This window comes from Mycolicibacter heraklionensis (genome assembly GCF_019645815.1).
GTDB lineage: Bacteria > Actinomycetota > Actinomycetes > Mycobacteriales > Mycobacteriaceae > Mycobacterium > Mycobacterium heraklionense.
The window spans coordinates 3,084,492-3,107,000 of sequence record NZ_CP080997.1 but is presented as its reverse complement, the minus strand read 5'-3'; the positions used below and the strand labels follow the sequence as shown (position 1 = coordinate 3,107,000).

Below are 22,509 nucleotides of genomic sequence, written 5' to 3'. Positions count from 1 at the left end.
CACGGCGTATCGTTGATGACTGGTTCCCGGCCGCGCCTGGCGCGTGGGAACGCGCCGACTGAACAACTCAAGACGAGGAGCTCGCCGTGGCCACCGGGCTACCTTCCCAGACACAGGTGATCGAGCTGCTCGATGCTGAGTTCACCCGCGCCGGATACGAGATCGAAGACGTCGTCGTCGATGATCAGGACCCGCTGCCGCGAATCACCGTGGTCGCCGACGGCGACACTCCGCTGGATCTGGACACCGCCGCGGCGCTGGCGCGTTCGGCGTCGGAACTGCTCGACACCCTGGAGTTCGACGGCCAATACGTGTTGGAGGTCAGCTCGCCCGGTGTGGGGCGGCCGCTGACCACCGCGAAGCAGTTTCGGCGCGCGCACGGTCGCAAAGTTGAGCTGACGCTGTCCGACGGGTCGGGTCTGGCCGGTCGGGTGGGCGTCGTCGATGACGACGTCCTGACGCTGGTGGTGCGTGCCGGGCGGGACTGGAACCGTCGCCGCCTGCCGCTGAGCGAGATCAGCCGAGCGGTGGTACAAGTCGAGTTCTCGCCGCCGAGCGAACGTGAGTTGGAGTTGGCGGGCCTACAGGCCCCCGAGGCGGGAACGGAGGCCGGAGCATGAATATCGACATGGCCGCGCTGCACGCGATCGAGGCCGACAAGGGCATCTCGGTCGACGTGGTCGTGGACACCATCAAATCGGCGTTGCTCACCGCATACCGTCACACCGAAGGTCATCAGGCCGACGCGGTGATCGACGTCGACCGCAAGAGCGGCGTGGTGCGGGTGCTGGCCCGCGAGACCGACGCCGACGGCAACGTGATCAGCGAATACGACGACACCCCCGAGGGCTTCGGCCGGATCGCGGCGACCACCGCGCGCCAGGTGATCCTGCAGCGGTTGCGTGACGCCGAGAACGAGAAGGCCTACGGCGAGTTCTCCGCGCGGGAGGGCGACATCGTCGCCGGCGTCGTCCAGCGCGACGCCCGGGAGAACGCCCGCGGTGTCATCGTGGTGCGCCTGGGTACCGAAGCCAAGGGTTTCGACGGCGTCATCCGCCCCGCAGAGCAGGCACCGGGCGAGGCCTACGAGCACGGCGACCGGCTGCGCTGCTACGTGATCGGGGTGACCCGCGGCCTGCGCGAGCCGCGTATCGAGCTGTCCCGTACCCACCCGAACCTGGTCCGCAAGCTGTTCGCCCTGGAAGTCCCCGAGATCGCCGACGGGTCGGTGGAGATCGTCGCGGTCGCCCGCGAGGCCGGCCACCGCTCCAAGATCGCGGTGGCCTCGCAGGTGCCCGGCCTGAACGCCAAAGGCGCCTGCATCGGTCCGATGGGCCAGCGGGTGCGCAACGTGATGAGCGAGCTGGCCGGCGAGAAGATCGACATCATCGACTACGACGAGGACCCGGCGCGCTTCGTCGGCAACGCGCTGTCGCCGGCCAAGGTGATGTCGGTGACCGTCATCGACCAGGCTGCCCGGGCCGCCCGGGTAGTGGTTCCGGACTTCCAGCTGTCCCTGGCCATCGGCAAAGAGGGCCAGAACGCCCGGTTGGCGGCCCGGCTGACCGGCTGGCGCATCGATATCCGCAGCGATACCCCGGAGCCCGGCGCCAACGGCGCCGAGCACGAGGCCGGCCGGGGCGTGGCGCAAGAACACTGAGCGGGACGCGGACCGGCGGGGCACTGAGCGGGGCGCTACGGGGTTTGTTTGGCGGTCCCAGCATCGCCTCTCCTTCGTCGAGCCTCGCTGAACCACCGGCCCGGATTCGGGTGGTTCGGGTGATCCCCGTTGTATGGGTAGACTGAGCCGTGATCCAGCGCGAGACTTCGACAGCCGCCTCGCGGACGCACCGCTCCCCAGAGGGACCGGTGCGCACGTGTGTCGGATGCCGGAAACGTGCGTTGACCGTCGAATTGCTTCGGGTGGTCGCGGTGTCAACCGAGAACGGCAACGGTGCCGTGATCGTTGACCGCGCGGGCAACCAACCGGGGCGGGGTGCGTGGTTGCATCCCGCGTCGGAGTGCCTGCACGCGGCGATTCGGAGACGGGCATTCGTGCGCGCGCTGCGGATCAGCGGTTCTCCGGATGTATCCGGGGTGGAGGAGTACTTCGAAGGATTCGAAGATCGGCTCGCCGCCCCGGTCAACAGAACAGGTAGCGAAGAACATGAGCACACCGTGAAGTCCCGATGACCATGCGTCATAGCTAAACCCGAGGCGCGGCCCACCACCGCTGTCGCCTCATAGACAGGAGATGTAGTGGCAAAGGCCCGCGTACACGAGTTGGCCAAGGAACTCGGTGTCACCAGCAAGGAAGTCCTCGCCCGCCTGAGCGAGCAGGGCGAATTCGTCAAATCGGCGTCCTCAACCGTGGAAGCCCCCGTCGCGCGGCGGCTGCGCGAGTCCTTCGGCGGCGGTAAGCCCGCGCCGAAGGCCGAAGCGCCCGCGGCCCCGGCGCCCGCCAAGGCCGCTCCGGCTCCGTCCCCGGCGGCGACTCCGGGACCGGCGAAGCCGGCACCGGCCGCTGCGGCTGACGGCGAGGCTGCGAAGCCCGCCGCACCCGCGGCCAAGCCGTCGGCTCCGGCAGCCCCGGCGGCTCCGCCCGCGCCCGCGGCCGAGGCCCCGCCGCCGGCAGCTGCGGCACCCTCCCCGGCGGCGCCGCCCGCTCCCGGCCCGCGGCCGGCAGCACCGGGCCCCAAGCCCGGCGCCCGCACCCCGCGCGTCGGCAACAACCCGTTCTCTTCGGCGCAGCCGGTTGAGCGCGCCATTCCGCGTCCGCACCCGCAGGCGCCCCGGCCTGGGGGCGCACCCCGGCCCGGCATGCCGCGTCCCGGCGGCGGCGCTACACCGGGCAACATGCCCGGTCGCACCAGCAACTTCGGCGCGCAGGGTCGCCCGGCGCGCCCCGGCGGTCCGCCGCGTCCCGGTGGCGGTGGCCGACCCGGTGCGCCCGGCGGTCGCCCGGGCGGTCCCGGCGGCGGTCCCGGTGGTAACTACCGCGGTGGCGGTGCCGGTGGTCCCGGCGGCGGAGGCGCCCCCGCAGGCGCCGGCGCCGGAGGTTTTCGGGGTCGTCCCGGAGGTGGTGGCGGCGGCGGTCGTCCCGGCCAGCGCGGTGGCGCGGCCGGTGCCTTCGGCCGGCCCGGCGGTGCACCCAAGCGCGGACGCAAGTCGAAGCGGGCGAAACGTGCCGAGTACGAGAACATGCAGGCGCCGGTCGTCGGTGGTGTGCGGTTGCCGCACGGCAACGGCGAGACCATCCGGCTGGCCCGCGGCGCATCGCTGAGCGACTTCGCCGAGAAGATCGACGCCAACCCGGCTGCCCTGGTGCAGGCGCTGTTCAACCTCGGTGAGATGGTGACCGCCACCCAGTCGGTGGGCGACGAGACGCTGGAGCTGCTGGGCAGCGAGATGAACTTCGTGGTGCAGGTCGTCTCGCCCGAGGACGAGGACCGCGAGCTGCTGGAGTCCTTCGATCTGACCTACGGCGAGGACGAGGGCGGCGAGGAGGACCTGCAGAGCCGGCCGCCGGTGGTGACCGTCATGGGTCACGTCGACCACGGCAAGACCCGACTGCTGGACACCATCCGCAAGGCCAACGTCCGCGAGGGCGAGGCCGGTGGCATCACCCAGCACATCGGGGCCTACCAGGTGTCGGTCGACTTCGACGGCTCCGAACGGCTGATCACGTTCATCGACACCCCGGGTCACGAGGCGTTCACCGCCATGCGTGCCCGTGGCGCCAAGGCCACCGACATCGCGATCCTGGTGGTGGCCGCCGACGACGGTGTGATGCCCCAGACGGTGGAGGCGATCAACCACGCCCAGGCTGCCGATGTGCCGATCGTGGTGGCGGTCAACAAGATCGACAAGGAAGGTGCCGACCCGGCCAAGATCCGGGGGCAGCTCACCGAGTACGGACTGGTTGCCGAGGACTTCGGCGGCGACACGATGTTCGTCGACATCTCCGCCAAGCAGGGCACCAACATCGCGGCCCTGGAAGAGGCGGTGCTGCTGACCGCCGACGCGGCCCTGGACCTGCGGGCCAACCCCGACATGGAGGCCCAGGGTGTGGCGATCGAGGCCCACCTGGACCGCGGCCGCGGTCCGGTGGCCACCGTGCTGATCCAGCGCGGCACGCTGCGAGTCGGCGACTCGATCGTCGCCGGGGATGCCTACGGCCGGGTGCGGCGCATGGTCGACGAGCACGGCGACGACGTGGAAGAGGCGCTGCCGTCGCGGCCCGTGCAGGTCATCGGGTTCACCTCGGTGCCGGGCGCCGGCGACAACCTGCTGGTGGTCGACGAGGACCGCATCGCTCGCCAGATCGCCGACAAGCGCAGCGCGCGTAAGCGCAACGCGCTGGCGGCGCGCTCGCGCAAGCGGATCTCGCTGGAGGACCTGGACTCGGCGCTGAAGGAAACCAGTCAGCTGAACCTGATCCTCAAGGGCGACAACGCCGGTACCGTCGAGGCGCTGGAAGAGGCCCTGATGGGAATCCAGGTCGACGACGAGGTGCAGCTGCGGGTGATCGACCGCGGTGTCGGTGGCATCACCGAGACCAACGTCAACCTGGCGTCGGCGTCGGACGCGATCATCATCGGGTTCAACGTGCGTGCGGAGGGCAAGGCCACCGAGCTGGCCAACCGCGAGGGTGTGGAGATCCGGTACTACTCGGTCATCTACCAGGCCATCGAAGAGATCGAGAGCGCGCTCAAGGGCATGCTCAAGCCGATCTACGAGGAGAAGGAGCTGGGGCGGGCGGAGATTCGCGCCATCTTCCGGTCCTCCAAGGTTGGCAACATCGCCGGCTGCTTGGTCACCTCCGGTCTCATCCGCCGCAACGCCAAGGCGCGGCTGCTGCGTGACAACGTGGTGGTCGCCGAAAACATCACGGTCTCCTCGCTGCGCCGGGAGAAGGACGATGTCACCGAGGTTCGCGACGGCTACGAGTGTGGTCTGACGCTGACCTACAGCGACATCAAGGAAGGCGACGTCATCGAGACCTACGAGCTCGTAGAAAAAGCACGTGTGTAGGCGCGGTCATCATGGCTGACCCGGCACGGGCACGCCGGCTGGCCAAGCGGATCTCCACGATCGTCGCCTCGGCGATCGAGTACGAGATCAAAGATCCGCGGCTGGCCGGCGTGACGATCACCGACGCGAAGGTGACCGCCGATCTGCACGACGCGACCCTGTACTACACGGTGCTGGGCCCCTCCCTGGACGAGGACCCCGACTACGGCGGGGCCGCTGCCGCGCTGGAGGGGGCCAAGGGGGTGCTGCGGTCCAAGGTCGGCGCAGGCACCGGGGTGCGGTTCACCCCGACCCTGACGTTCGTCCGGGACACCGTGCCCGACGCTGCCCATCGGATGGCGGAACTGCTGGCCGCAGCCCAAGCCGCCGACGCCGACCTGGCCCGGATACGGGAGGGCAAGCAACCGGTCGGGGACCCCAACCCGTACCGGGAGGCGCCCGGACAAGCGGGCGCCGACGACAGCGGTGACGGTGAGCAATCGGGCGACTGACCCGCTGCCCACGGGCCGGCGGGTCGACGCCGCCGGAGCAGTGGCACTGCTGGCGGGCGCGGGCACGCTGGCGGTGATCTGCCATGTGAATCCCGACGCCGACACCATCGGTGCGGGGCTGGCGCTGGCGTCGGTCCTGCGACGGCGCGGCAAGGCGGTCGAAGTCAGTTTCGCCCGCCCGGCGGTGCTGCCGCAGACGCTGCAGTCGTTGCCGGGCGGCGACCTGCTGGTCGCTGCCGATGCGATGCGCCGGGACGTCGATCTGGTGGTCACAGTCGACGTCTCGAGCGCGGATCGGCTCGGGGAGCTGCGGGAGCTGGCCGTCGGCCGCGAGCTGCTGGTGATCGACCATCATGCATCGAACCAGCTGTTCGGCACCGCCAACTTCGTTGACGCGTCCGCGGATTCGACCACGATGATGGTGGCTGAACTGATCGACGCCTGGGGCGAGCCGATCGACGTGGAGGTGGCGCACTGCCTGTATGCGGGGCTGGCCACCGACACCGGGTCGTTCCGGTGGGCCAGTGCCCGCGCGCACCGGCTGGCGGCGCGGCTGGTGGACGTCGGCGTGGACAACGCGGCGATCACCCGGACCGTGATGGACACCCACCCTTTCGGCTGGCTGACGATGCTGTCGCGCGTGCTGGCCAATGCGCGACTGCTGCCTGACGCGGCGGGCGGGCGCGGGCTGGTCTATGCGGCGGTCGACCACGCCGAGTGGACCGCGGCGCGGTCCGAGGAGGTGGAGAGCATCGTCGACATCGTGCGCACCACCGCACAGGCCGAAGTGGCGGCGGTGTTCAAGGAGACCGAGCCGGGGCGCTGGGCGGTGTCGATGCGCGCCAAGTCGGCGGTGGATCTGAGCGCAGTGGCCGTCTCATTCGGCGGTGGCGGACACCGGCTGGCCGCCGGCTACACAGCGACCGGAACGGCGCAGGACGTGATCGCTGCCCTGGTCACCGCGCTCGAGCGGTGACGGACCGCGCCCCGGCCGGCGGCCGCCAGATCATGGCGCTGGCGTTGCCGGCGCTGGTGGTGCTGGCCGCTGAACCGTTGTATCTGCTGTTCGACACCGCGGTGGTCGGCCGACTGGGTGCGCTGGGCCTGGCGGGGCTGGCGATCGGCGGGTTGATCCTGGGCCTGGTGGGCTCGCAGGGCACATTCCTGTCCTACGGCACCACGGCACGGGCGGCACGCCACTTCGGGGCCGGTGACCGTCGCGCCGCGGTCGCCGAGGGGGTGCAGGCGACCTGGCTGGCACTGGTCCTGGGGGTGCTGATCGTCGTCGTGGTGCAGGCTGCAGCGGTGCCGCTGGTCTCGGCTGCCGCAGGTCGTGACGCCATCGCGCAGGCCGCCTTGCCGTGGCTGCGGATCGCGATCCTCGGCGCTCCGGCGATCCTGGTGTCGCTGGCCGGAAACGGATGGCTGCGCGGAGTGCAAGACACCTCGCGCCCTCCGCGCTATGTGGTTGCAGGCTTTGCGCTTTCGGCGCTGCTGTGCCCGCTGCTGGTCTTCGGGGCGCTGGGCATGCCGCACTGGGGCCTGGCCGGCTCCGCGGTGGCCAACTGTGCGGGCCAGTGGCTTTCGGCACTGTTGTTCTTGCGTGCGCTTGCCTCCGAGCAGGTTTCGCTGCGGTTCGACACTGCGGTGCTACGCGCGCAGCTGGCGATGGGCCGCGACTTGATGGTGCGGTCGCTAGCTTTTCAGGCGTGTTTTGTCTCGGCAGCCGCAGTGGCGGCCAGGTTCGGGGCGGCAGCGTTGGCCGCCCACCAGATTGTGCTGCAGCTGTGGATGTTTCTGGCGTTGGTGCTTGATTCGCTGGCGATCGCCGCCCAGGCCCTGGTCGGCGCGGCACTGGGTGCCGGAGAGGCCGATCAAGCCAGGTCGGTGGCCATGCGGGCTACCGTGTTCTCGGGCATGGCCGCCGGGGTGCTGGCCGTGTTGCTTGCCGTCGGCTCCGGCACGCTGCCCGGCCTGTTCACCGGCGACGGCGCGGTGCTGGCCGCCGTCGCGGTGCCGTGGTGGTTCATGGTGGCTCAGTTACCCATCGCCGGAATCGTCTTCGCGCTTGACGGCGTGCTGCTGGGCGCCGGGGACGCCGCGTTCATGCGTACCGCCACGGTGATCAGCGCCTTGATCGGGTTCCTGCCGCTGATCTGGCTGTCGTTGGCGCTGGATTGGGGGCTGGCCGGGATATGGTCGGGATTGACCACGTTCATCATGCTGCGGTTGCTGTTCGTCGGGTGGCGGGCGCTTTCCGGGCGCTGGGTGCGAGCCGGACGGCCGTAGGATCGGCGGGCGTGAGCAGTCAGCGAGATCGGATGCTGCGCGGGGCGCTGTATCGGCCCGACGACCCGGACTTGGTCGCCGGCCGGCGGGATTGCCAACGCGTGGTGGCGGCGTTCAACGCCACCGGTCCAGACGACGCGGACGCTCGCCGTGAACTCCTGGACAAACTGCTGGGATCATTCGGGGCGAACTCAGAGATCTTGCCCCGGTTCTGTTGCGACTACGGAACATACATCAGCATCGGTGCCAACTGTTTCGTCAACTATGACGCGGTCTTTCTGGACTGCGCGCCCATTACCATCGGCGACCACGTGTCGATCGGACCCCGCGCCCAACTGCTGACGGCGCTGCATCCCATCGACGACGTCGATGCGCGGCGGGGCGGCTGGGAATCAGCCGCTCCGGTCACCCTTGGCGACAACGTCTGGCTGGCGGCGGGGGTGATCGTCTGCCCCGGGGTGTCGATCGGAGACGACACGGTGGTGGGGGCCGGCAGCGTGGTGACCCGGGATTTGCCGGCCGGTGCACTGGCCGCAGGAAATCCGTGCCGGATCCTTCGGCCGATCCACTAGCCCACCAGCCGTCAGACGCCCACGCCGGCGTTCACGTCCCAGGGCCGCCGGCGTGGCGGCGAAGCGACGTCGCCATAGGGCCACGGGGGGTAGGGCGCGTAGTTCTGCGCCACGACTGAGTCCACCTGGGGAGGTCCGGTTTGCTGTCCCACGGTAACCGTGTTCCAGCACGCCGGGGCGTTCTGTTTGTCCAGCTAACTGACAGGAAAAACCTACAATCCCTATCTATACATTTAGGTTACTCGTGGGTAGCATTCTGCTCGTTGTTACCGGTGGCATACATCTGACTGTCCGGATGTAACCCACCGGCATGGGAAAACGACGGAGATGGGGAAGCTCGAAAATGATGCATTACCGACTGATCGCCGCAGGCCTGGCCACCGGGGGTGGGCTGCTTACTGCGGCGTTCTTACAGGCTGCGGTCGCCGTGGCGGGCCCGGGCGACGACGCTGTGGCGCCGAGTGCCACCGGTGCCGACGCCTTTACGCTCGGCGGATATACGTTTGACCCGTACACAGGAACCGGCTCCTCCGCGCAGGAGGGTTTCGACCTTGTTCACACGCTCACCGGCTCTGCGCCCCTGTTGACTCTCGGTGGTGGCAGCCCCGGCGGCCTGCTGCCGATCGCACCCCAGAACTTCGAGGTGTACGGCGCGGACGGCGCCAGCCTGGGCAGTGTCAACTCCAGCGTGGTCGTCACCAACCTGGCGGGCTTGACCAACACTCAGTTCACCATCACCGACGTCAACGCCGCATCCGGCGGGTCGGCGGCGGACCTGCCGACGTCGGGGTCGGTCTATGACGTGTTCAACTTCGGCGGTGGCTTTGCGAATGTCTACATCGCCACCCCGGGCGAGGACGGGACCGTCACCGACACCTTCGTGACGCCCTGGGGCAGCATGGACCTGAGCTCGATGTTCGCCGGCTTCAACGCGGCGGACCCGCTGCAGCCGGGTGACGCCTTCGCCGCGCTGCAGGCCGGGGCGTCGGGCGGTGGCGACGACGCCTTCGCCATCGGTGGCCTGACGCTGGACCCGTTCCTGGTCGACAGCAACGGCGCCAATGTGGGGGAGGGCTTCACCCCGGTCGCTGCGCTCGGTGGCGCCGCGCCCCTGCTGGCCATCGGCGGCGCATCGCTGGGTGACCCGAGCCACCAGGGCAACGGTCTCGCGCCACAGAATTTCGATGTCTACAGCGGTACCGGCGACGACGCCACGCACCTCGGCACCATCAACACCGCGGTGGACGTGACCAATCTGTTCGGCATGACCAACGCCCAGCTCGTCGTCACCGACGGTTCGGACACCGGCGACGGCCTGCCGGCCGCGGGCACGATCTACGACGCGTTCAACTTCGGAGGCGGCTTCGCGAACGTCTACGTGGCCACCCCGGGCGAAAACGGCACCATCACCGACACTTTCGTGACGCCGTTCGGCAGCATGGACCTGAGCTCGCTGTTCAGTGGCATGGCCACCGGGGTCTCGATGGACCCGGGCGCCGCATTCGCCGCCCTGAGCGACAGTGCCGTGGGCGCGGAAGCCTTCAGCATCGGCGGCACCACTTTCGACCCGTTCACCGGGTCCGGAGCCGACACCAGCCCGGGATTCGCGCCGGTCTACCAGACGGTCGGCGCGCTGCCGTTGCTCAACATCGGCGGCGGATACCCGGGCCTCAACCTCGGCGGCACCTGGTTCCCCCTGCCGGTGACCGGACAGGACTTCAACATCTATGACGGCACGGACCTGCTCGGCACCGCGCACGCTCAGGAGACCGTCACGCAGCTGCTGGGCCTGACGACCACGGAGTTCGTCATCGATGGAGTGACACCCGGTGCTGGCGACGCCGCGGACCTGCCGGCGTTGGGTTCGGTGTACAGCGTGCTGGACCTCGGTAGTGGTTTCGCCAACGTCTACTCCGCCATCCCCGGGCTGGACGGCGCCGACAGCACCGTCACGGACACCTTCGTGACCCCGTTCGGCGACTTCGACCTGAGCTCGCTGTTCGGTGGATTCGACGCTTCGGCGTTGTTGGACCCGGGTGCTGCGTTCCTGGGTCTCGACTTCTAGCGGTTCGCCACACCTGACACGTCCCGGGCGGTGCGCAAGCGCCGTCCGGGACGTGTCGTGTCACTGCACCTGGGCGCGCCCACGTTCCAACACGGCCGCCCGGTTGGCGGCGACGTCGGCGCCGGTCACGGTGTGCAGCCACTGCTTGGCCGCCATCGCTTCGATCCAGAGTCCGGTGGCGGTCTGCGACTCGTCGATGCGGTGATAGGAGGCCAGCAGTGCCCGTACCGCGGCCTGGTTGTTGCCGACGATCGAGGCAGCCACCCGGCGCGCTGCGGGCAGCAGCTCGGCGTGCGGCACCACCTCGGTGACCAACCCGGCCCGCAGCGCGTCGGCAGCGGAGAGGTAATCGCCGGTCAGGCTCATCCGGCGGGCCAAGCCCACGCCGACCTTCTGGGGGAGCCGGACGCTGAGTCCCCAGGACGGCAGCAAACCGACCCGAGCGTGGGTGTCGGCGAACCGGGCTTGCTCGGAGGCGATCAGGACATCGCAGTACAACGCCAGCTCGAGCCCGCCGGTCACCGCCGCACCGTTGATGGCGCCGATCACCGGCTTGGTCATCGGTGGCCACTGCGGGGAAATGTCTGTCAGTGCAGTGGATTCGCCGAACTCCTTGAGGTCCAGCCCGGCGCAGAACACCGGATCGGCGCCGGTCAGGATCACCACGTCGACGTCGTCGTCGACGTCAGCGTCGGCCAGCGCACCGAAGATGGCGTCCCGCAGGGCACCGGACAGCGCATTGCGGGCCTGCGGGCGGTTGAACGTCAGGGTGCGGACGCGGTCCTGTGTCTGGACCAGCAGAATGTTGTCGCTCACCGGTTCACCGTAGCCCCGGCTACGCTGAGGGGAATGCACGGTATGGCGTTGAAGGAGTGGAGCGCTGTCGTTGCCGCGCTGCTGGCCGGCCGGCAACGAATCCTGCTGCGTAAAGGCGGCATTCACGAGAAGCGCTTCGACACCCATGCTGAGGAGTTTCTGCTGTTTCCGACCTCGGTGCACAGCCACGCCGAGCGGGTCCGTCCCGAACACCGCGACCTGCTCGCGCCGGCGGCCGTCGATTCCACCGCTGAGCAGGTGCTGGTACGGGCCGCGGCGAAAGTCGTTGCAGCGCTGCCCGTCGAGCGCCCCGACGCATTGGAGGAGATCGCGGACCTGCATATCTGGACCGCCGACTCGGTGCGCGCCGATCGGCTGGATTTCCGGCCCAAGCATCGGCTGACGGCGCTGGTGGTCCAGGTGTTCCCGCTGTCCACACCGGTGCGGCTGCCGCGCAGCCCCGATTATGCCGGTTGTGCCAGCTGGGTGCGGCTACCGATCGCCGACCCTGAGCTCGGGTCCCCGGTGTACACCGCCGAACAGCTCGAGGCGGTGGCCACCCGGGTTCGCGACACCGTCGGCTGACGCACTCGGCGGGTCAGATCTGCCCGTGGCTCGGCGGCCGGACCGCGGTGAGCTCCCAGGCTCCGATGTGGTGATACTTCCAGTCCACCGGATCGTGCACGCTGTGCGTTCGGGCATTGCGCCAATGTCGATCCAATCCGTACTTGAGGTCGGTTCCGCTGGTTCCGGTCAGCGCGAACAGCTCGCTGGCCACCTCGACGGCCACCTCGCTGGCGAACGCCTTGGCCTGGGCAACGGCGATCGACCCCTGCGCTGCGGTGTCGGGACCGGCCGGGATCAGGCCCAGCTCCTCGAGGACTTCGGCCGCCCAGCGCAGCAGCTGCACCGCGGCACGGGTGCGGGTGGCCAACCGGCCGAACCGCAACCGGATGTGCGGGTCCTCGGCCGCCGTCGGCGCCTGGTCGGACCGGTACGCCTCGAAGAACGGCCGGCTGCGGGTGCGGACGAATTCCGCGGCGTCGGCCAGCGCCCCCTCGGCGATCCCCGCTTCGATAGCCGCGTGCACCAGCTGTGTTCGCGCACCGAGTAGCTGTGGTTCGGTGAACGCCGTCCAGTACGGCACCACGAAGCCGGATTCGACGTGCACACCATCGAAAGTTGTTGTGCCGCTGACCGTGGCGCGCTGTCCCATCGCCGACCAGTCCTCACCGATGGCTATTCCTGGACTGTCGCGTTCGATGAGCGCCAGCACCAGCTTGTCGTCGGGGTCCAGCGCGCTGGCGGCCAGCCAACGGGCCGTGATGGCGCCGGTGCTGTAGTACTTGACGCCGGCCAACCGCCAGCCTGGTCCGTCGGCGACCAGCCGGGTCTTCAAGTCGAGCGCGTGTGTGCCGCCGCGTTCGGCCAGCACCGGGGCGATGCGTCCGCCTTCGGTGACCGCGGGCAGGATCCGGCTGCGTTGTTCTGGCGTACCGAGCCGGCGCAGGATGTCGATGGCCAGAAAGTGGCCCTGCGGGATCTGCGCCAGCGCCGGGTCGGCGGCGGCGATGGTTCTGATCACCTCGGCCAGGGTCACCGGGCCCAATCCGGCGCCGCCGTCGGCGACCGGGACAGTGATGGCCGGCAGACCCGAACGGTCGAAATCGGCCAGCTCGCCGCGCGGCACACCCCCGGCCCGGTCCCGCTCGGCGGCGCCGGGGCGCACCGCGGCGGCGAATGCCTCAGCGGCAGCGACGGCTTCGGCGTGGCTACCGAGGCGCCGCACGCGGCCCGCCGTCACGGCAGCGCCGGCGCGGGCACGGGTGCCAAGCCGGCATGTGCCTCCAGTTCGCGCACCAGCGGCAGCACGTTTCGGCCGAAAGCCTCAACCTCCTCCTGGAAGTGCAGGAAGCCGGCCAGGATCAGATTCACCCCCAGTTTGCGGTACTCGACGATGCGTTCGGCGACTTGTTCGGCGGTGCCGATCAGCTGCGTGCGGAAGCCGTCGTTGTACTGCACCAGGTCCTCGAAGCTGGAATCAGCCCACATGCCACGATGGTCGGCGGTCGACGCGCCGGCCTGCCGCACCGCCGCACCGAATCCCTGGACCGCGGGAACATCGGCTTTGGCGATGATCTCCCGCAGTACCTCTTTGGCCTCTGCCTCGGTGTCACGGACGATGACGAAGCCGTTGAGGCCGAAGCGGGGCGGTGCTGCGCGGCCGGAATCGGCAGCGACCCGGCGAAGGTCGGCCAGTTGGGCGTTGACCCCGTCGAAGTCGTTGCCGTTGGAGAAATACCAGTCGGAGTAGCGGCCGCCGTTGTTGCGGGCTGCGGTGGAGTTGCCGCCCTGAAAGATCTCCGGGTGGGGCCGGCCATCCCACGAAAGTGGCTTGGGCTGCAGGCGGAAGTTGCGGATGCGGTAGAAGTCGCCGGCCAAGTTGGCGGGGTCCTCGGTCCAGATCGCCCGGAGCGCCTGAATGAATTCGGCGCTGCGCCGGTAGCGTTCGTCGTGCTCAAGCCACGGCTCGCCGAGCTGGGTGAATTCGTCCTTGAGCCAGCCGCTGACGACGTTGACCGCCGCCCGTCCGTTCGACAGATGATCGGCGGTCGCCAGCCATTTCGCCAGCACGCCCGGCTGCCACAATCCCGGGTGGACCGCGGCGATCACTTTGAGTCGCTGCGTGGCCAGCAGCAAGGCCAGGCTGAAACTGGTTGACTCGTGCTGATATTCGGCGCTGTAGCTGGCCGTGTAGCGGACTTGGGTCAGCGCATATTCGAAGCCGGCTTCCTCGGCGATCCGGGCCAGGGCGACGTTGTAGTCATAGCTCCAGTCGGTGCGCTGCTCGATCGTCGAGGTGACCAGCCCGCCGCTGACGTTAGGCACCCAGTAGGCGAAGCTCAGCGGCGTGGTGGGGTCGGTCGGCATGGCTTGTCTTCCTTACGTGGTCAGTGGGGCAGGGGGGTGGGCGAGCAGGCCCCGCTCGGCCAGGATCGGCAGCACACCCTCCCCGAACGAGAACGCCTCCTCCAGGTGCGGGTAGCCGGACAGGACGAACTCGTCCAGCCCCAGGCGGTGGTATTCCTCGATGCGGTCGGCGACCTCCTCGTGGCTGCCCACCAGTGCGGTCCCGGCGCCTCCTCGCACCAGGCCCACACCGGCCCACAGGTTCGGTGAGACTTCGAGCTGGTCGGTTCGGCCGCCGTGTAGCTCGGTCATCCGGCGCTGGCCCTCGGATCCGGAATTGCGCTGGACCTGCTGAGCGCGGTGAATCTGCCCGGGGCTGATTCCGGCCAGTAACCGATCTGCCTGGGCCCACGCCTCCGCCGCGGTGGGCCGGCTGATGACGTGCAGGCGGATCCCGAACCGCAGCTCGCCGGATGCTGCCCGAGCCGAGCCCAGATCCTTGACCCGCCGGCGAACCGCATCGAGCTTGTCGGCGACCTGCGCGGGCGGTTCGCCCCAGGTCAGGTAGACATCGGCGTGCTCGGCCGCCACATCCATCGCTTCCGCCGACGATCCGCCGAGATAGATGTCAGGCCACGTGGCTGCGGGCACGATGGTCGCATCGTCGACGAACAGATGATCGCCGCGGAAGGTGACGGGCTCCCCGGACCACAGCTGCCGGAAGACGGTGAGGAACTCGCCGGCCCGCCGATAGCGCGCGGTCTTGTCCAAGTCGTCGCCGAACCGCCGCTGCTCGGCGTCGTCACCGCCGGTCACGACATTCAGCAGCAGCCGTCCCCCCGATATCCGCTGGAAGGTGGCCGCTGCTTGGGCCACCAGCGTCGGAGCCTGCAACCCCGGACGGAAGGCCACCAGAAACTTGAATCGTGTGGTGAGTTGGCTCAGCGCGGCGGTGAACACCCAGGCGTCCTCACACCAACTGCTGGTCGGTGTCAGGGCCCCGGTGAACCCCAGCTTCTCCGCCGATCCCGCCACCAGGCGCAGATAGTCCAGATCTGGGGCGCGGTCGGCTCCGTAGGCGTTCGCGCGGCTACCCGCGACACCGACGGCGTTTCCCAGACTGAGATCACTGCGGGAATCTCCGTTGGTGGGCAGGAACCAGTGCAGGGTGATGGGCATCAGCGGTAGAGCGAGAACTCGGGGTGCCGATGGTTGAGCACCCAGTCGCCGACCTCGCGTGCCTTGTAGGCGACCGGGTCGTGCAGGGTGTGGGTTCGCAGGTTGCGCCAATGCCGGTCGAAACCGTACGCGCTGGTGGTGGCGCGGGCGCCCTGGATTTCGAAGAGTCGGCTGACGGTGTGCAAGCCGACTTCGGTAGCGAGATATTTGGCTTCGTACACGGCGATGGCGGCCTCGGCGCGCTGATCCTCAGTGAGTCCCGGGCCGATATTGACGGCTCCCTGCAGGGCCTCGCCGGCCCGGTCGGCCAACAGCCCCACAGCACGGACCTGACTGACCAATTCGCCGACGGTCTGCAGGATGTAGGGATCGTCGGTGGCTCGGCCTACACCCGAGGACTCCCACGGTGTGGCGTGGTCCCGGGTCCAATTCACCGCTTCGGTGAGCGCGCCCTCGGCGGTGCCGACATAGAAGTTGACGAATGCCAGCTGCCAGTGCGGGGTGATCAGCGTCTGGTAGGGGCTCAGGGTGCCTCCGGTGAATGGCTCCTCGCCGAGCACCTCGTGATGTTCGATGCGCGCGTCGATGACGCGGACCCCGCCGGAGTCCGTCAGGCGCTGACCGATGTTGTCCCAGTCGTCGAGGAAGGTGAAACCTTGTCGACCCCCGCGGGCGTCGAGCGACAGGAACACCTGCGAGCCGTCCAGCAAGGCGGTGACCGAGAGTTGATCCCCGGTGCTGGCGCCACTGGCGAACGTCCGGCTGCCGTTGAGCAGGAAGCCGTCGCCGTCGCGGGTCAAGACCAGGCCCGCGCTGCCGCGCGGGTTTTGAATCCCGCCCCAGAACAGCTTTTCGGCGGCATTGCGACGAGACTGGGCGTCCGCCTGCGCCGGCGTGCCGAACAGCGTGGCGACCCGGGTTTGGGCGTAGTGATAGCCGAGCAGGTGAGCAATCGAGGTGTCGCCACGAGAGATTCGCCGGGTTACCTGGGCGGCCTGCGCGAAATCGAGTCCAGAGCCGCCGTATTCGACCGGCTCCTGAATCTGTAGCAGATCGTTGTCGCGCAGCAGTTCGATCTCGGCGCGTGGCGTCGCGTTGGCCCGGTCCCGGGCGGCAGCGGTCTGGCGCAGCTGCTCGGCGACGCGGTCGGCGGTAGCCAGCACGTCGGCGATCGCCCCGTCGCTGGCTGCGGTGCGCTCGGTGACGACGGTCATGGGTGCTCCTCGCGGACTATGTGTGGCACAACGGATAACTCGATTTGACGAGACTTGGACGAGATACAACGCGGACTCTTCGTCCTCGAGCAAGACGGGCATTTGCCGACTGCGCCGCTCTAACCCCCGCTGATCAGCGCTTTTGCCGCCGATGGTGCTAGAAACAAGCTGATTCGAACCAGGCGGGAACTCGGAAGGCCCGGGTGCGGCGCTCCCGGCGGCTACCGGCGGTCCGGCTGGCCGACGTGCCAAATTCCGCTCGCCCTGGAGCTAATCGTTATCAAACGCTAAGCCGCTGTTCACGACTCCGTGACCTGTGGCTGCCAGCAGACGGCCTGTTGCGGATGAGCGGCGACTGAAATTTCATTCGGTGCTGAATCGCCTTCCGACGCACGGTGATCTCGCGCGTCTGGAGTCCCGCCACCATCCCGATCATCCAAAGAGGAAGAGCCAATGAGGGTTTCGATTAATCGTGGGGACTGGTCCAGGGTGATCGATCGGTGGCGAGCGGGAATCCACGTGGCAGCGGCAGCTGCTGCCGTCTTGGTGGCCGCCGGTTCGCTGACCGTGGTGGCCGGCCCGGTGGCGCGCGCCGACGACATCAAATACGAAGCGTTCTACACGCCGCCGGCTCCGCTTCCGGCCGGGAGTCCCGGTGATCTGATCCGGACCGAGCCGCTGCACCTGGTACTGGAACCATCCGGTCAATTGGGCGCCTTCGTCGGGTCCGGTACCCGAATCATGTACCGGGGCACGGATGCTCAGGCGCATCCGGTGGCGGTCACCGGGGCCTATATCGAGCCCGACGTGCCCTGGCCGGGGCGCGGACCGCGCCCGCTGATTGCCTACGCGACAGGACCGTACGGCGTCGGCGAGCAGTGCGCGCCGTCGCGGCTGTTGGACCAGGGTATTCACTTCTCGCAAGGCTTCGACCTGACCTTCAACTACGAAGAGGGCTTCATCGCGACGCTGCTGGCCCGCGGTTTCGCCATCGTGGTGACCGACGGAATCGGATTGGGCACTCATGGGCCGCAGTCGCCCCAGTTCTTGAACCGGGTTGCGGCCGGAACCGCGCTGATCGACGCGGCCCGCGCGGCTCAGAAGCTGCCCGGCACATCCCTGGATCCGCACGGACCGGTCGCGTTCTGGGGCTGGGCATCCGGTGGGCAAGCGTCGTTGTCGGCCGCCGAGCTGGCACCGACCTATGCACCCGAACTCAACGTGGTGGGCAGCTACGCCAACGCGCCGCTGACCAACGTGGTCGAGGCGATCCCCGCCGTAGACGGCAACTTCTTGGCGGTGCTCGCGGGCTATCTGTTGCGCGGCATCCAGGCGTCCTATCCGGAGACCGAACAAGCCATTTGGGATGCACTGACGCCGCGCGGGGTCCAGATGCTGGACTGGAGTGGACACACCTGCCTGGTGCAGGGCGGCGTCGACTATGCGTTCCGTCACCTTGAGTTCTGGTTCAAGGACGACCTGAATGCGGTCGCCTCCGCCGAACCGCTGAAGACGATCTTCGCCTCCCAACGGGTGGGAAACATCAAACCCCATGGACCGGTGTATATCTCGCACAACCGCTGGGATCCGTTAGCGCCCTACACGTCGGCCCATGACACGGCGCGCGACTGGTGCCGACTGGGTGCAGACGTAGAACTGTGGACCAACGAACAGCCGCCGTTTCTGAACAAGATGGACATCAACATCCTGCTGCCGCAGTTCGTCGACGGTGAGCGGAGTATGGCGTGGGTCAGCGATCGCTTCAACGGTGTGCCGACCAACTCGAACTGCGCCGCGATCCAGGCCGAGTGACCTCCGGCGGGTGTTACCGGCGGGACCGCAGGGTCCGAATGATCTGCGCTGAGAGTTCCGGGTCGGCGAGCAGTTGATCGATCAGCGCCGTCATGACTTCCTGCCCGGTGATGCGAGCGCATCCCACTCGGTCGGCGGCATCGCGCTGCCAGAGGTCGAGCCCGCGATGTTGCGCCGGCGACAGATCGACGGTGCGGCGGGTCCGGGTTTGACGCAGCGGAATCGGCTCCGTCGGCTTCATTCCCGTTTCGCGTGGCGGTGCCCAGCCGGTGGCCGGGGCGCTGAAACTGCGGTTATTGAGGGAATCGCTGGCAGCGCTCATCGTGTGGACCTTCGGTTGCGGTGGAACCTCACCCTGGTACTAACGCCAGAGTAGCCCGTCACCCGTCGGGTAAGACCAGAGCGGCCTCAGCGGGCCCTCGCCCCGGTGATGGCGTCGCGCAGGGGCCCGCTCATCGGTCGGATGCGCACAAAGCCACGGTGTGGCAATTCTTCGCGCCATTATCTATACAAGATTAAAGAAATGTTAGATGGACTCGGTCGGTCATGATTCCATTAAATACGGACCTCCGTGAATCAGTGGGTCAGTAGATCAGTAGATGGGTCTTGAGCTGCATATATAGACGTCTTCTACACGGATGTGGCGCGTCTTGTGCGAAATATCCGGCACACAAAAAAATTGTCAATCAGACCGTTGTTGAGCACTCGTGCCGGTGCTACTCTCCGAATATCAAGATGATTCGGGAATCTTGACGAGGGAGGAAATCATGTTGATTTCACGCAATTCGTGCCGACGCGTGGCCGCCGGAGCGATCAGTGCCGGCACCGTCGCCGGTGCGCTGTTGGTCGGCGCCGCGGGCCCGGCGCAGGCATCCCCGGGGGAGGTCGGTGCACAACCGCCCGCGGCGGTCCACATGGCCGGGACCCCGCTCGGGCTCCCGGTCGCGGTCGGGAATCGCGTCGCCATCGATCGCGCACCGGCCGATACCGTGTTCGCCACCGACTGGCGCACGGCTCCCATGCCGCAGTGGGGCCGGCACCACTGGTGGCGTCATCACCACTTCTGGCACCGCTGGTGGTGGTGGTGGTGATCGCGATGTCGGCCTTTGACCGCGGTGGGCTGCGTGCTACCCGGAATGGGCTGGCACTGCTGGCCGCACTCGGCGTCGGGGCAACCCTCGCCGGGTGCGGCACCAGTGCCGAAGTCACCCCGGCCGGGCCGGTTGCGTCCCAGCCGCCCGCCGCTGAGCCGAGCCCGGCGCCGTACGACATCTCACGAGTCGACGCCGTCTCCAACGACTTTCCGCAGGGCTTCACGCCGCAGGCGCACCCGGCAAAGACACTGGGGCAGTCCGACATCGACGGTTCCGCGGTCGCCGCGTTCACCGACGCCCAGGTCGACCCGCCGCAGTGCCGCTCGGTGGTTATCCCACCGTATGTCGATCCAACGGTCGGCACCGAAGCTGCCGGCGTGATCGGGCAGGGAGACCAGGGCAACGTGTACGTCGTCGCCCTGCGGTCGCCGAATCCTGTTGCGGCTCAGTCTGAACCGGCGGGCTGTGACCGGATCTCGCTGTCCGGTTCGCCGGAGGCGACCGGGACCGTGGAGCGTATCGCGGCACCCGCCATTGCCGGCGCCACCACGACCGGGGTGAAGCTGAGCGTGGCGGACCCCGAGGAGGACCCCGACTATCTGTACACGGCGGCGCTCGACCAACGAACGTCGGTGGTCGTCATGGGCAGTGCGGATGCGCAGTTGGATCCGCAGCGGCTGATGTCAGACCTACTGGTCAAGGCGGTCTCGGCGGTCCGCGGGCAGCAGCAACCGTGAGCCGGCCAGCCGCACCGTGTGAGTTGCCGGTCGGGCGGCGGCGCCGCTGATCGCGGGCTCGCCGGTGCCCAGGTTGCGGGCGAACCGGGGATGACAGCCGCCGGCGATCAGCAGCCGGATGCGAGAGCCGGCCGCAAAACGGTGGGCGATCTGGTCCAGGTCGATACGAACCGTGCCAGTGTTCTGGTCCAACCGACGGTAGCCGTCACTGACATTGCGTGAGCGTCCGCGACCGTCGACCTCGCTGACCCTGACGAACACGTCGACATGCGGGTGGTCGCTGGAATGCGCCAGCTCCACCACCGGGCTGCCGAAGACGTAGACATCCTCGGTCAGGGGCTCCCCGGTGAAGGTCAGCACGTCGGCACGGCGCGCCAGCGCGTCGTCGCGCTGATAGCCGCCGCCGGGGGCGAGCAGCCGCCCGCCCACCGTCGGCGTGGGATCGGCCGGGTCATAGCTGAAGCTGGCCGAGTCGGTCGCACCGTCGGCCACGGGTGAGTCGGCCAGCCGCCCGCCGGTCTGCAGCCACCAGCTTCGGCCGGTCGGTTCGGGGGCCCAGTCCGGAAATTCACGCCAGCCCCCGCCGCCGGTGACGTAGACGCGGACCGGGCTGGTTCGCGACGGCCCGTCCGCGCCGGCCAGATGAGTGTCGAGCCAGTCCAGGGATTCTGCGGTAACAGTGCGCAATCCCTTGGTCAGCATCTCGGTGTGGGTCCACGGGCCGACGGTCAGCGCAACCTCGGCTCCCCGGTCGCGCAGTGTCGCGAACTGAGCCAGCGTCTGGTCCAAGAACAGGTCTTGCCAGCCACTGAGCAGCAGCACCGGCACCTGGGTCCGCTCCAGCGCCACCGGGTGACGCAAGCGGTCCCAGAACGGGTCATCGCGATCGGGGTGCTCAACCCACGACTCGTACCAGGGGGAGCCGCCGCCCAGCAGCGCCCGGCCGGCCGAGCCCAGCGGCAACGCAGCCGCGGCACGTTTGACCCGGCGTTGCGCGGTCAGCTGCGCCAAGCCGGCACGGATCCGTGGCCGAACCTCCTGGTGGGCCATCATGTGACTCCAGCCCAAGAAGTCGTTGAGCGCGAACGACCCGACGCCCCACGTCGACTGGTACAGATCGTGCGGCCCGACGGTGATCACCGCCGCGGTCAGCTCCGGTGGTGGGTCGGCCAGCAACGCCCACTGAGTGAAACCCAGATACGACAACCCGATGGTGCCGAAGGACCCGGTGAACCACGGCTGGGCGCGCAGCCAGGCCACGGTGTCGGCACCGTCGGCGGCCTCGTTGACCATCGGCTCGAACACCCCACCGGAGCCGAAGGTGCCGCGCACACTCTGCAGAATCACCCGGTACCCGCGGGCGGCGTACATCCGGGCGAACACCAGCGAGAACGGGAATTTGCGGCCGTAGGGGCAGCGCACCAGCAGGGTGCCGGCCACGTCGCCGGTCGGCTGATAGTGGTCGGCGCGCAGCTGGACCCCATCGCGCATCGGGATGTGCTCCCGGCGCACGGTGTAGCCGGTGGTGGGCGGCGGCAGCCGCCGCAGCGCCCGATTGACGATGGCATCGGCGAAACGGGGTGAGGTACTCGCCATGCAGGTCAGTACTTGTAGTGCGGAGCCAGCTGGTGGGCGCGCATCAGGTTCTCGGTGGGGCAGTCCACGTCCGGGCTGGAGTACACCGGCGAGTAGTACAGCGACTGCTGGATCAGGCCGTAGCTGGTCTTGAACGCCACCATGCAGGAGAACCACCACCGGTTGTTCCACTCGGTGGGCTTCATCACCCAGTACTGCGCCGCCCGGTGCCCGTTGATGTCCATCTCGATCGCATCGGCCGGGATGGACTCGTCGTAGCTGCGCCAGACGTACGTCTCGACGGCCATCTGGTAGTTGCCGGCGTCGAATTCGCAGCGCACGCCCTCGACCGGCTTTGGCGGCGTGAACGCCAGCCCCAACTGTGCGATGACGTCGTAGGGGATGTCCTCGCAGGCGTCGAACGGGCGTGGGTTGGTGATGTTGACCGCTTTGCTCGAGGTAGTCGGGGGTGCCAGCGGCATCGCGGTGGACCGCAACTGGACCCCGGACTTGCCGGCGACGTCATTGCCGGGGGGTGTCTGTTGCCAGACCATCACGACGGCCATCACCAGCGCCCCCAACGCGGTGATCAGACGCAGTTTGGTGAGCATGACACTCCTCGCTTCCGCCCGGTGTTCTGCCGGGAGTGTACAAGTTGTGGCGGCGGCCACTGCCCCGAAGGCGAGAACACGTTCTAATTCTGCGCACCTATTAGGCTCGA

Annotated in this window: 21 protein-coding genes; 13 read left to right on the top strand and 8 right to left on the bottom strand. The window is 68.4% G+C overall.

The window, feature by feature from the left end; genetic code table 11:
* The first annotated feature begins 86 nt into the window (after nt 1-86).
* The 9 genes from rimP (at nt 87) to K3U94_RS14600 (ending at nt 10,451) form a co-directional block, all read left to right on the top strand.
* Entirely contained in the window at nt 87-620 is a 534-nt protein-coding gene (gene rimP / locus K3U94_RS14640) for a ribosome maturation factor RimP (RefSeq protein ID WP_220694175.1), read from the top strand.
* Entirely contained in the window at nt 617-1,660 is a 1,044-nt protein-coding gene (nusA, locus tag K3U94_RS14635) for a transcription termination factor NusA (RefSeq protein WP_220694174.1), read from the top strand. Before rimP ends, nusA begins: the two co-directional genes overlap by 4 nt.
* A 242-nt stretch (nt 1,661-1,902) precedes the next feature.
* On the top strand, nt 1,903-2,193 hold the full coding sequence (locus tag K3U94_RS14630) for a YlxR family protein (RefSeq protein ID WP_230987134.1): 291 nt from the start codon (nt 1,903-1,905) through the stop codon (nt 2,191-2,193).
* Nucleotides 2,194-2,259: 66 nt separating this feature from the next.
* Nucleotides 2,260-5,034 carry a translation initiation factor IF-2 gene (gene infB / locus K3U94_RS14625; RefSeq protein ID WP_220694172.1) on the top strand — a complete coding sequence of 925 codons (2,775 nt, stop codon included), beginning with the start codon at nt 2,260-2,262 and terminating at the stop codon, nt 5,032-5,034.
* Nucleotides 5,035-5,045: 11 nt separating this feature from the next.
* Nucleotides 5,046-5,525, top strand: coding sequence for a 30S ribosome-binding factor RbfA (gene rbfA / locus K3U94_RS14620; RefSeq protein WP_047318561.1), 480 nt, complete (start codon nt 5,046-5,048; stop codon nt 5,523-5,525).
* The gene (locus tag K3U94_RS14615; RefSeq protein WP_220694171.1) at nt 5,500-6,501 is read left to right on the top strand and encodes a DHH family phosphoesterase; all 1,002 of its coding nucleotides are present in this window, start codon (nt 5,500-5,502) and stop codon (nt 6,499-6,501) included. The genes rbfA and K3U94_RS14615 overlap by 26 nt, the downstream gene beginning before the upstream one ends.
* Before the next feature lie 32 nt (nt 6,502-6,533).
* Nucleotides 6,534-7,814, top strand: a complete 1,281-nt coding sequence (locus K3U94_RS14610; protein ID WP_220696811.1) for an MATE family efflux transporter — start codon at nt 6,534-6,536, stop codon at nt 7,812-7,814.
* An 11-nt stretch (nt 7,815-7,825) separates the two neighbouring features.
* The gene (locus K3U94_RS14605) at nt 7,826-8,386 is read left to right on the top strand and encodes a sugar O-acetyltransferase (RefSeq protein ID WP_220694170.1); all 561 of its coding nucleotides are present in this window, start codon (nt 7,826-7,828) and stop codon (nt 8,384-8,386) included.
* A 346-nt stretch (nt 8,387-8,732) separates the two neighbouring features.
* Nucleotides 8,733-10,451, top strand: a complete 1,719-nt coding sequence (locus K3U94_RS14600; RefSeq protein ID WP_220694169.1) for a hypothetical protein — start codon at nt 8,733-8,735, stop codon at nt 10,449-10,451.
* A 60-nt stretch (nt 10,452-10,511) separates the two neighbouring features.
* Here the strand turns inward: K3U94_RS14600 and K3U94_RS14595 are convergent, their stop codons facing one another.
* Nucleotides 10,512-11,267, bottom strand: a complete 756-nt coding sequence (locus K3U94_RS14595) for an enoyl-CoA hydratase (protein WP_220694168.1) — start codon at nt 11,265-11,267, stop codon at nt 10,512-10,514.
* A gap of 33 nt (nt 11,268-11,300) precedes the next feature.
* On the opposite strand from K3U94_RS14595, the gene K3U94_RS14590 reads away from it, so the two are divergent.
* On the top strand, nt 11,301-11,852 hold the full coding sequence (locus K3U94_RS14590; protein WP_220694167.1) for a DUF1802 family protein: 552 nt from the start codon (nt 11,301-11,303) through the stop codon (nt 11,850-11,852).
* A 13-nt stretch (nt 11,853-11,865) separates the two neighbouring features.
* Here the strand turns inward: K3U94_RS14590 and K3U94_RS14585 are convergent, their stop codons facing one another.
* From K3U94_RS14585 to K3U94_RS14570, 4 genes are read right to left on the bottom strand one after another with little or no spacing between them, the layout of a single operon-like run.
* On the bottom strand, nt 11,866-13,056 hold the full coding sequence (locus K3U94_RS14585; protein WP_230987133.1) for an acyl-CoA dehydrogenase family protein: 1,191 nt from the start codon (nt 13,054-13,056) through the stop codon (nt 11,866-11,868).
* Between the two features lie 11 nt (nt 13,057-13,067).
* Entirely contained in the window at nt 13,068-14,198 is a 1,131-nt protein-coding gene (gene sfnG / locus K3U94_RS14580) for a dimethylsulfone monooxygenase SfnG (protein WP_047318554.1), read from the bottom strand.
* Nucleotides 14,199-14,210: 12 nt separating this feature from the next.
* Nucleotides 14,211-15,356, bottom strand: coding sequence for an LLM class flavin-dependent oxidoreductase (locus K3U94_RS14575; protein WP_220694165.1), 1,146 nt, complete (start codon nt 15,354-15,356; stop codon nt 14,211-14,213).
* Nucleotides 15,356-16,570 carry an acyl-CoA dehydrogenase family protein gene (locus K3U94_RS14570; protein ID WP_220694164.1) on the bottom strand — a complete coding sequence of 405 codons (1,215 nt, stop codon included), beginning with the start codon at nt 16,568-16,570 and terminating at the stop codon, nt 15,356-15,358. The genes K3U94_RS14575 and K3U94_RS14570 overlap by 1 nt, the downstream gene beginning before the upstream one ends.
* Nucleotides 16,571-17,089: 519 nt before the next feature.
* Here K3U94_RS14570 and K3U94_RS14565 point away from each other — a divergent pair.
* On the top strand, nt 17,090-18,382 hold the full coding sequence (locus K3U94_RS14565; protein ID WP_220694163.1) for a lipase family protein: 1,293 nt from the start codon (nt 17,090-17,092) through the stop codon (nt 18,380-18,382).
* A gap of 13 nt (nt 18,383-18,395) precedes the next feature.
* Here K3U94_RS14565 and K3U94_RS14560 read toward each other — a convergent pair whose 3' ends face one another.
* Nucleotides 18,396-18,704: a hypothetical protein gene (locus K3U94_RS14560; protein WP_047318551.1), complete on the bottom strand. Its 309-nt coding sequence runs from the start codon at nt 18,702-18,704 to the stop codon at nt 18,396-18,398.
* Between the two features lie 445 nt (nt 18,705-19,149).
* On the opposite strand from K3U94_RS14560, the gene K3U94_RS14555 reads away from it, so the two are divergent.
* Nucleotides 19,150-19,473: a hypothetical protein gene (locus K3U94_RS14555; RefSeq protein WP_220694162.1), complete on the top strand. Its 324-nt coding sequence runs from the start codon at nt 19,150-19,152 to the stop codon at nt 19,471-19,473.
* Nucleotides 19,428-20,213 (top strand): DUF5642 family protein, encoded by a 786-nt coding sequence (locus tag K3U94_RS14550; RefSeq protein WP_230987130.1) that lies wholly within the window; start codon nt 19,428-19,430, stop codon nt 20,211-20,213. Before K3U94_RS14555 ends, K3U94_RS14550 begins: the two co-directional genes overlap by 46 nt.
* Here K3U94_RS14550 and K3U94_RS14545 read toward each other — a convergent pair.
* Complete coding sequence (locus K3U94_RS14545) at nt 20,166-21,809, bottom strand: CocE/NonD family hydrolase (protein ID WP_220694161.1); 1,644 nt, start codon at nt 21,807-21,809, stop codon at nt 20,166-20,168. The two genes, K3U94_RS14550 and K3U94_RS14545, sit on opposite strands and share 48 nt — an antisense overlap.
* A 5-nt stretch (nt 21,810-21,814) precedes the next feature.
* Nucleotides 21,815-22,399 carry a DUF3558 domain-containing protein gene (locus K3U94_RS14540; protein ID WP_220694160.1) on the bottom strand — a complete coding sequence of 195 codons (585 nt, stop codon included), beginning with the start codon at nt 22,397-22,399 and terminating at the stop codon, nt 21,815-21,817.
* Nucleotides 22,400-22,509: the final 110 nt, after the last annotated feature.

Coding starts and splice junctions, on each gene's coding strand:
- sfnG (WP_047318554.1), bottom strand. CDS start 14,198: ATGCCGACCGACCCCACCACGCCGCTGAGCTTCGCCTACTGGGTGCCT.
- K3U94_RS14540 (WP_220694160.1), bottom strand. CDS start 22,399: ATGCTCACCAAACTGCGTCTGATCACCGCGTTGGGGGCGCTGGTGATG.
- K3U94_RS14590 (WP_220694167.1), top strand. CDS start 11,301: ATGCACGGTATGGCGTTGAAGGAGTGGAGCGCTGTCGTTGCCGCGCTG.
- nusA (WP_220694174.1), top strand. CDS start 617: ATGAATATCGACATGGCCGCGCTGCACGCGATCGAGGCCGACAAGGGC.
- rbfA (WP_047318561.1), top strand. CDS start 5,046: ATGGCTGACCCGGCACGGGCACGCCGGCTGGCCAAGCGGATCTCCACG.
- K3U94_RS14545 (WP_220694161.1), bottom strand. CDS start 21,809: ATGGCGAGTACCTCACCCCGTTTCGCCGATGCCATCGTCAATCGGGCG.
- K3U94_RS14600 (WP_220694169.1), top strand. CDS start 8,733: ATGCATTACCGACTGATCGCCGCAGGCCTGGCCACCGGGGGTGGGCTG.
- K3U94_RS14570 (WP_220694164.1), bottom strand. CDS start 16,570: ATGACCGTCGTCACCGAGCGCACCGCAGCCAGCGACGGGGCGATCGCC.
- K3U94_RS14560 (WP_047318551.1), bottom strand. CDS start 18,704: ATGAGCGCTGCCAGCGATTCCCTCAATAACCGCAGTTTCAGCGCCCCG.
- K3U94_RS14555 (WP_220694162.1), top strand. CDS start 19,150: ATGTTGATTTCACGCAATTCGTGCCGACGCGTGGCCGCCGGAGCGATC.
- K3U94_RS14610 (WP_220696811.1), top strand. CDS start 6,534: ATGGCGCTGGCGTTGCCGGCGCTGGTGGTGCTGGCCGCTGAACCGTTG.
- K3U94_RS14575 (WP_220694165.1), bottom strand. CDS start 15,356: ATGCCCATCACCCTGCACTGGTTCCTGCCCACCAACGGAGATTCCCGC.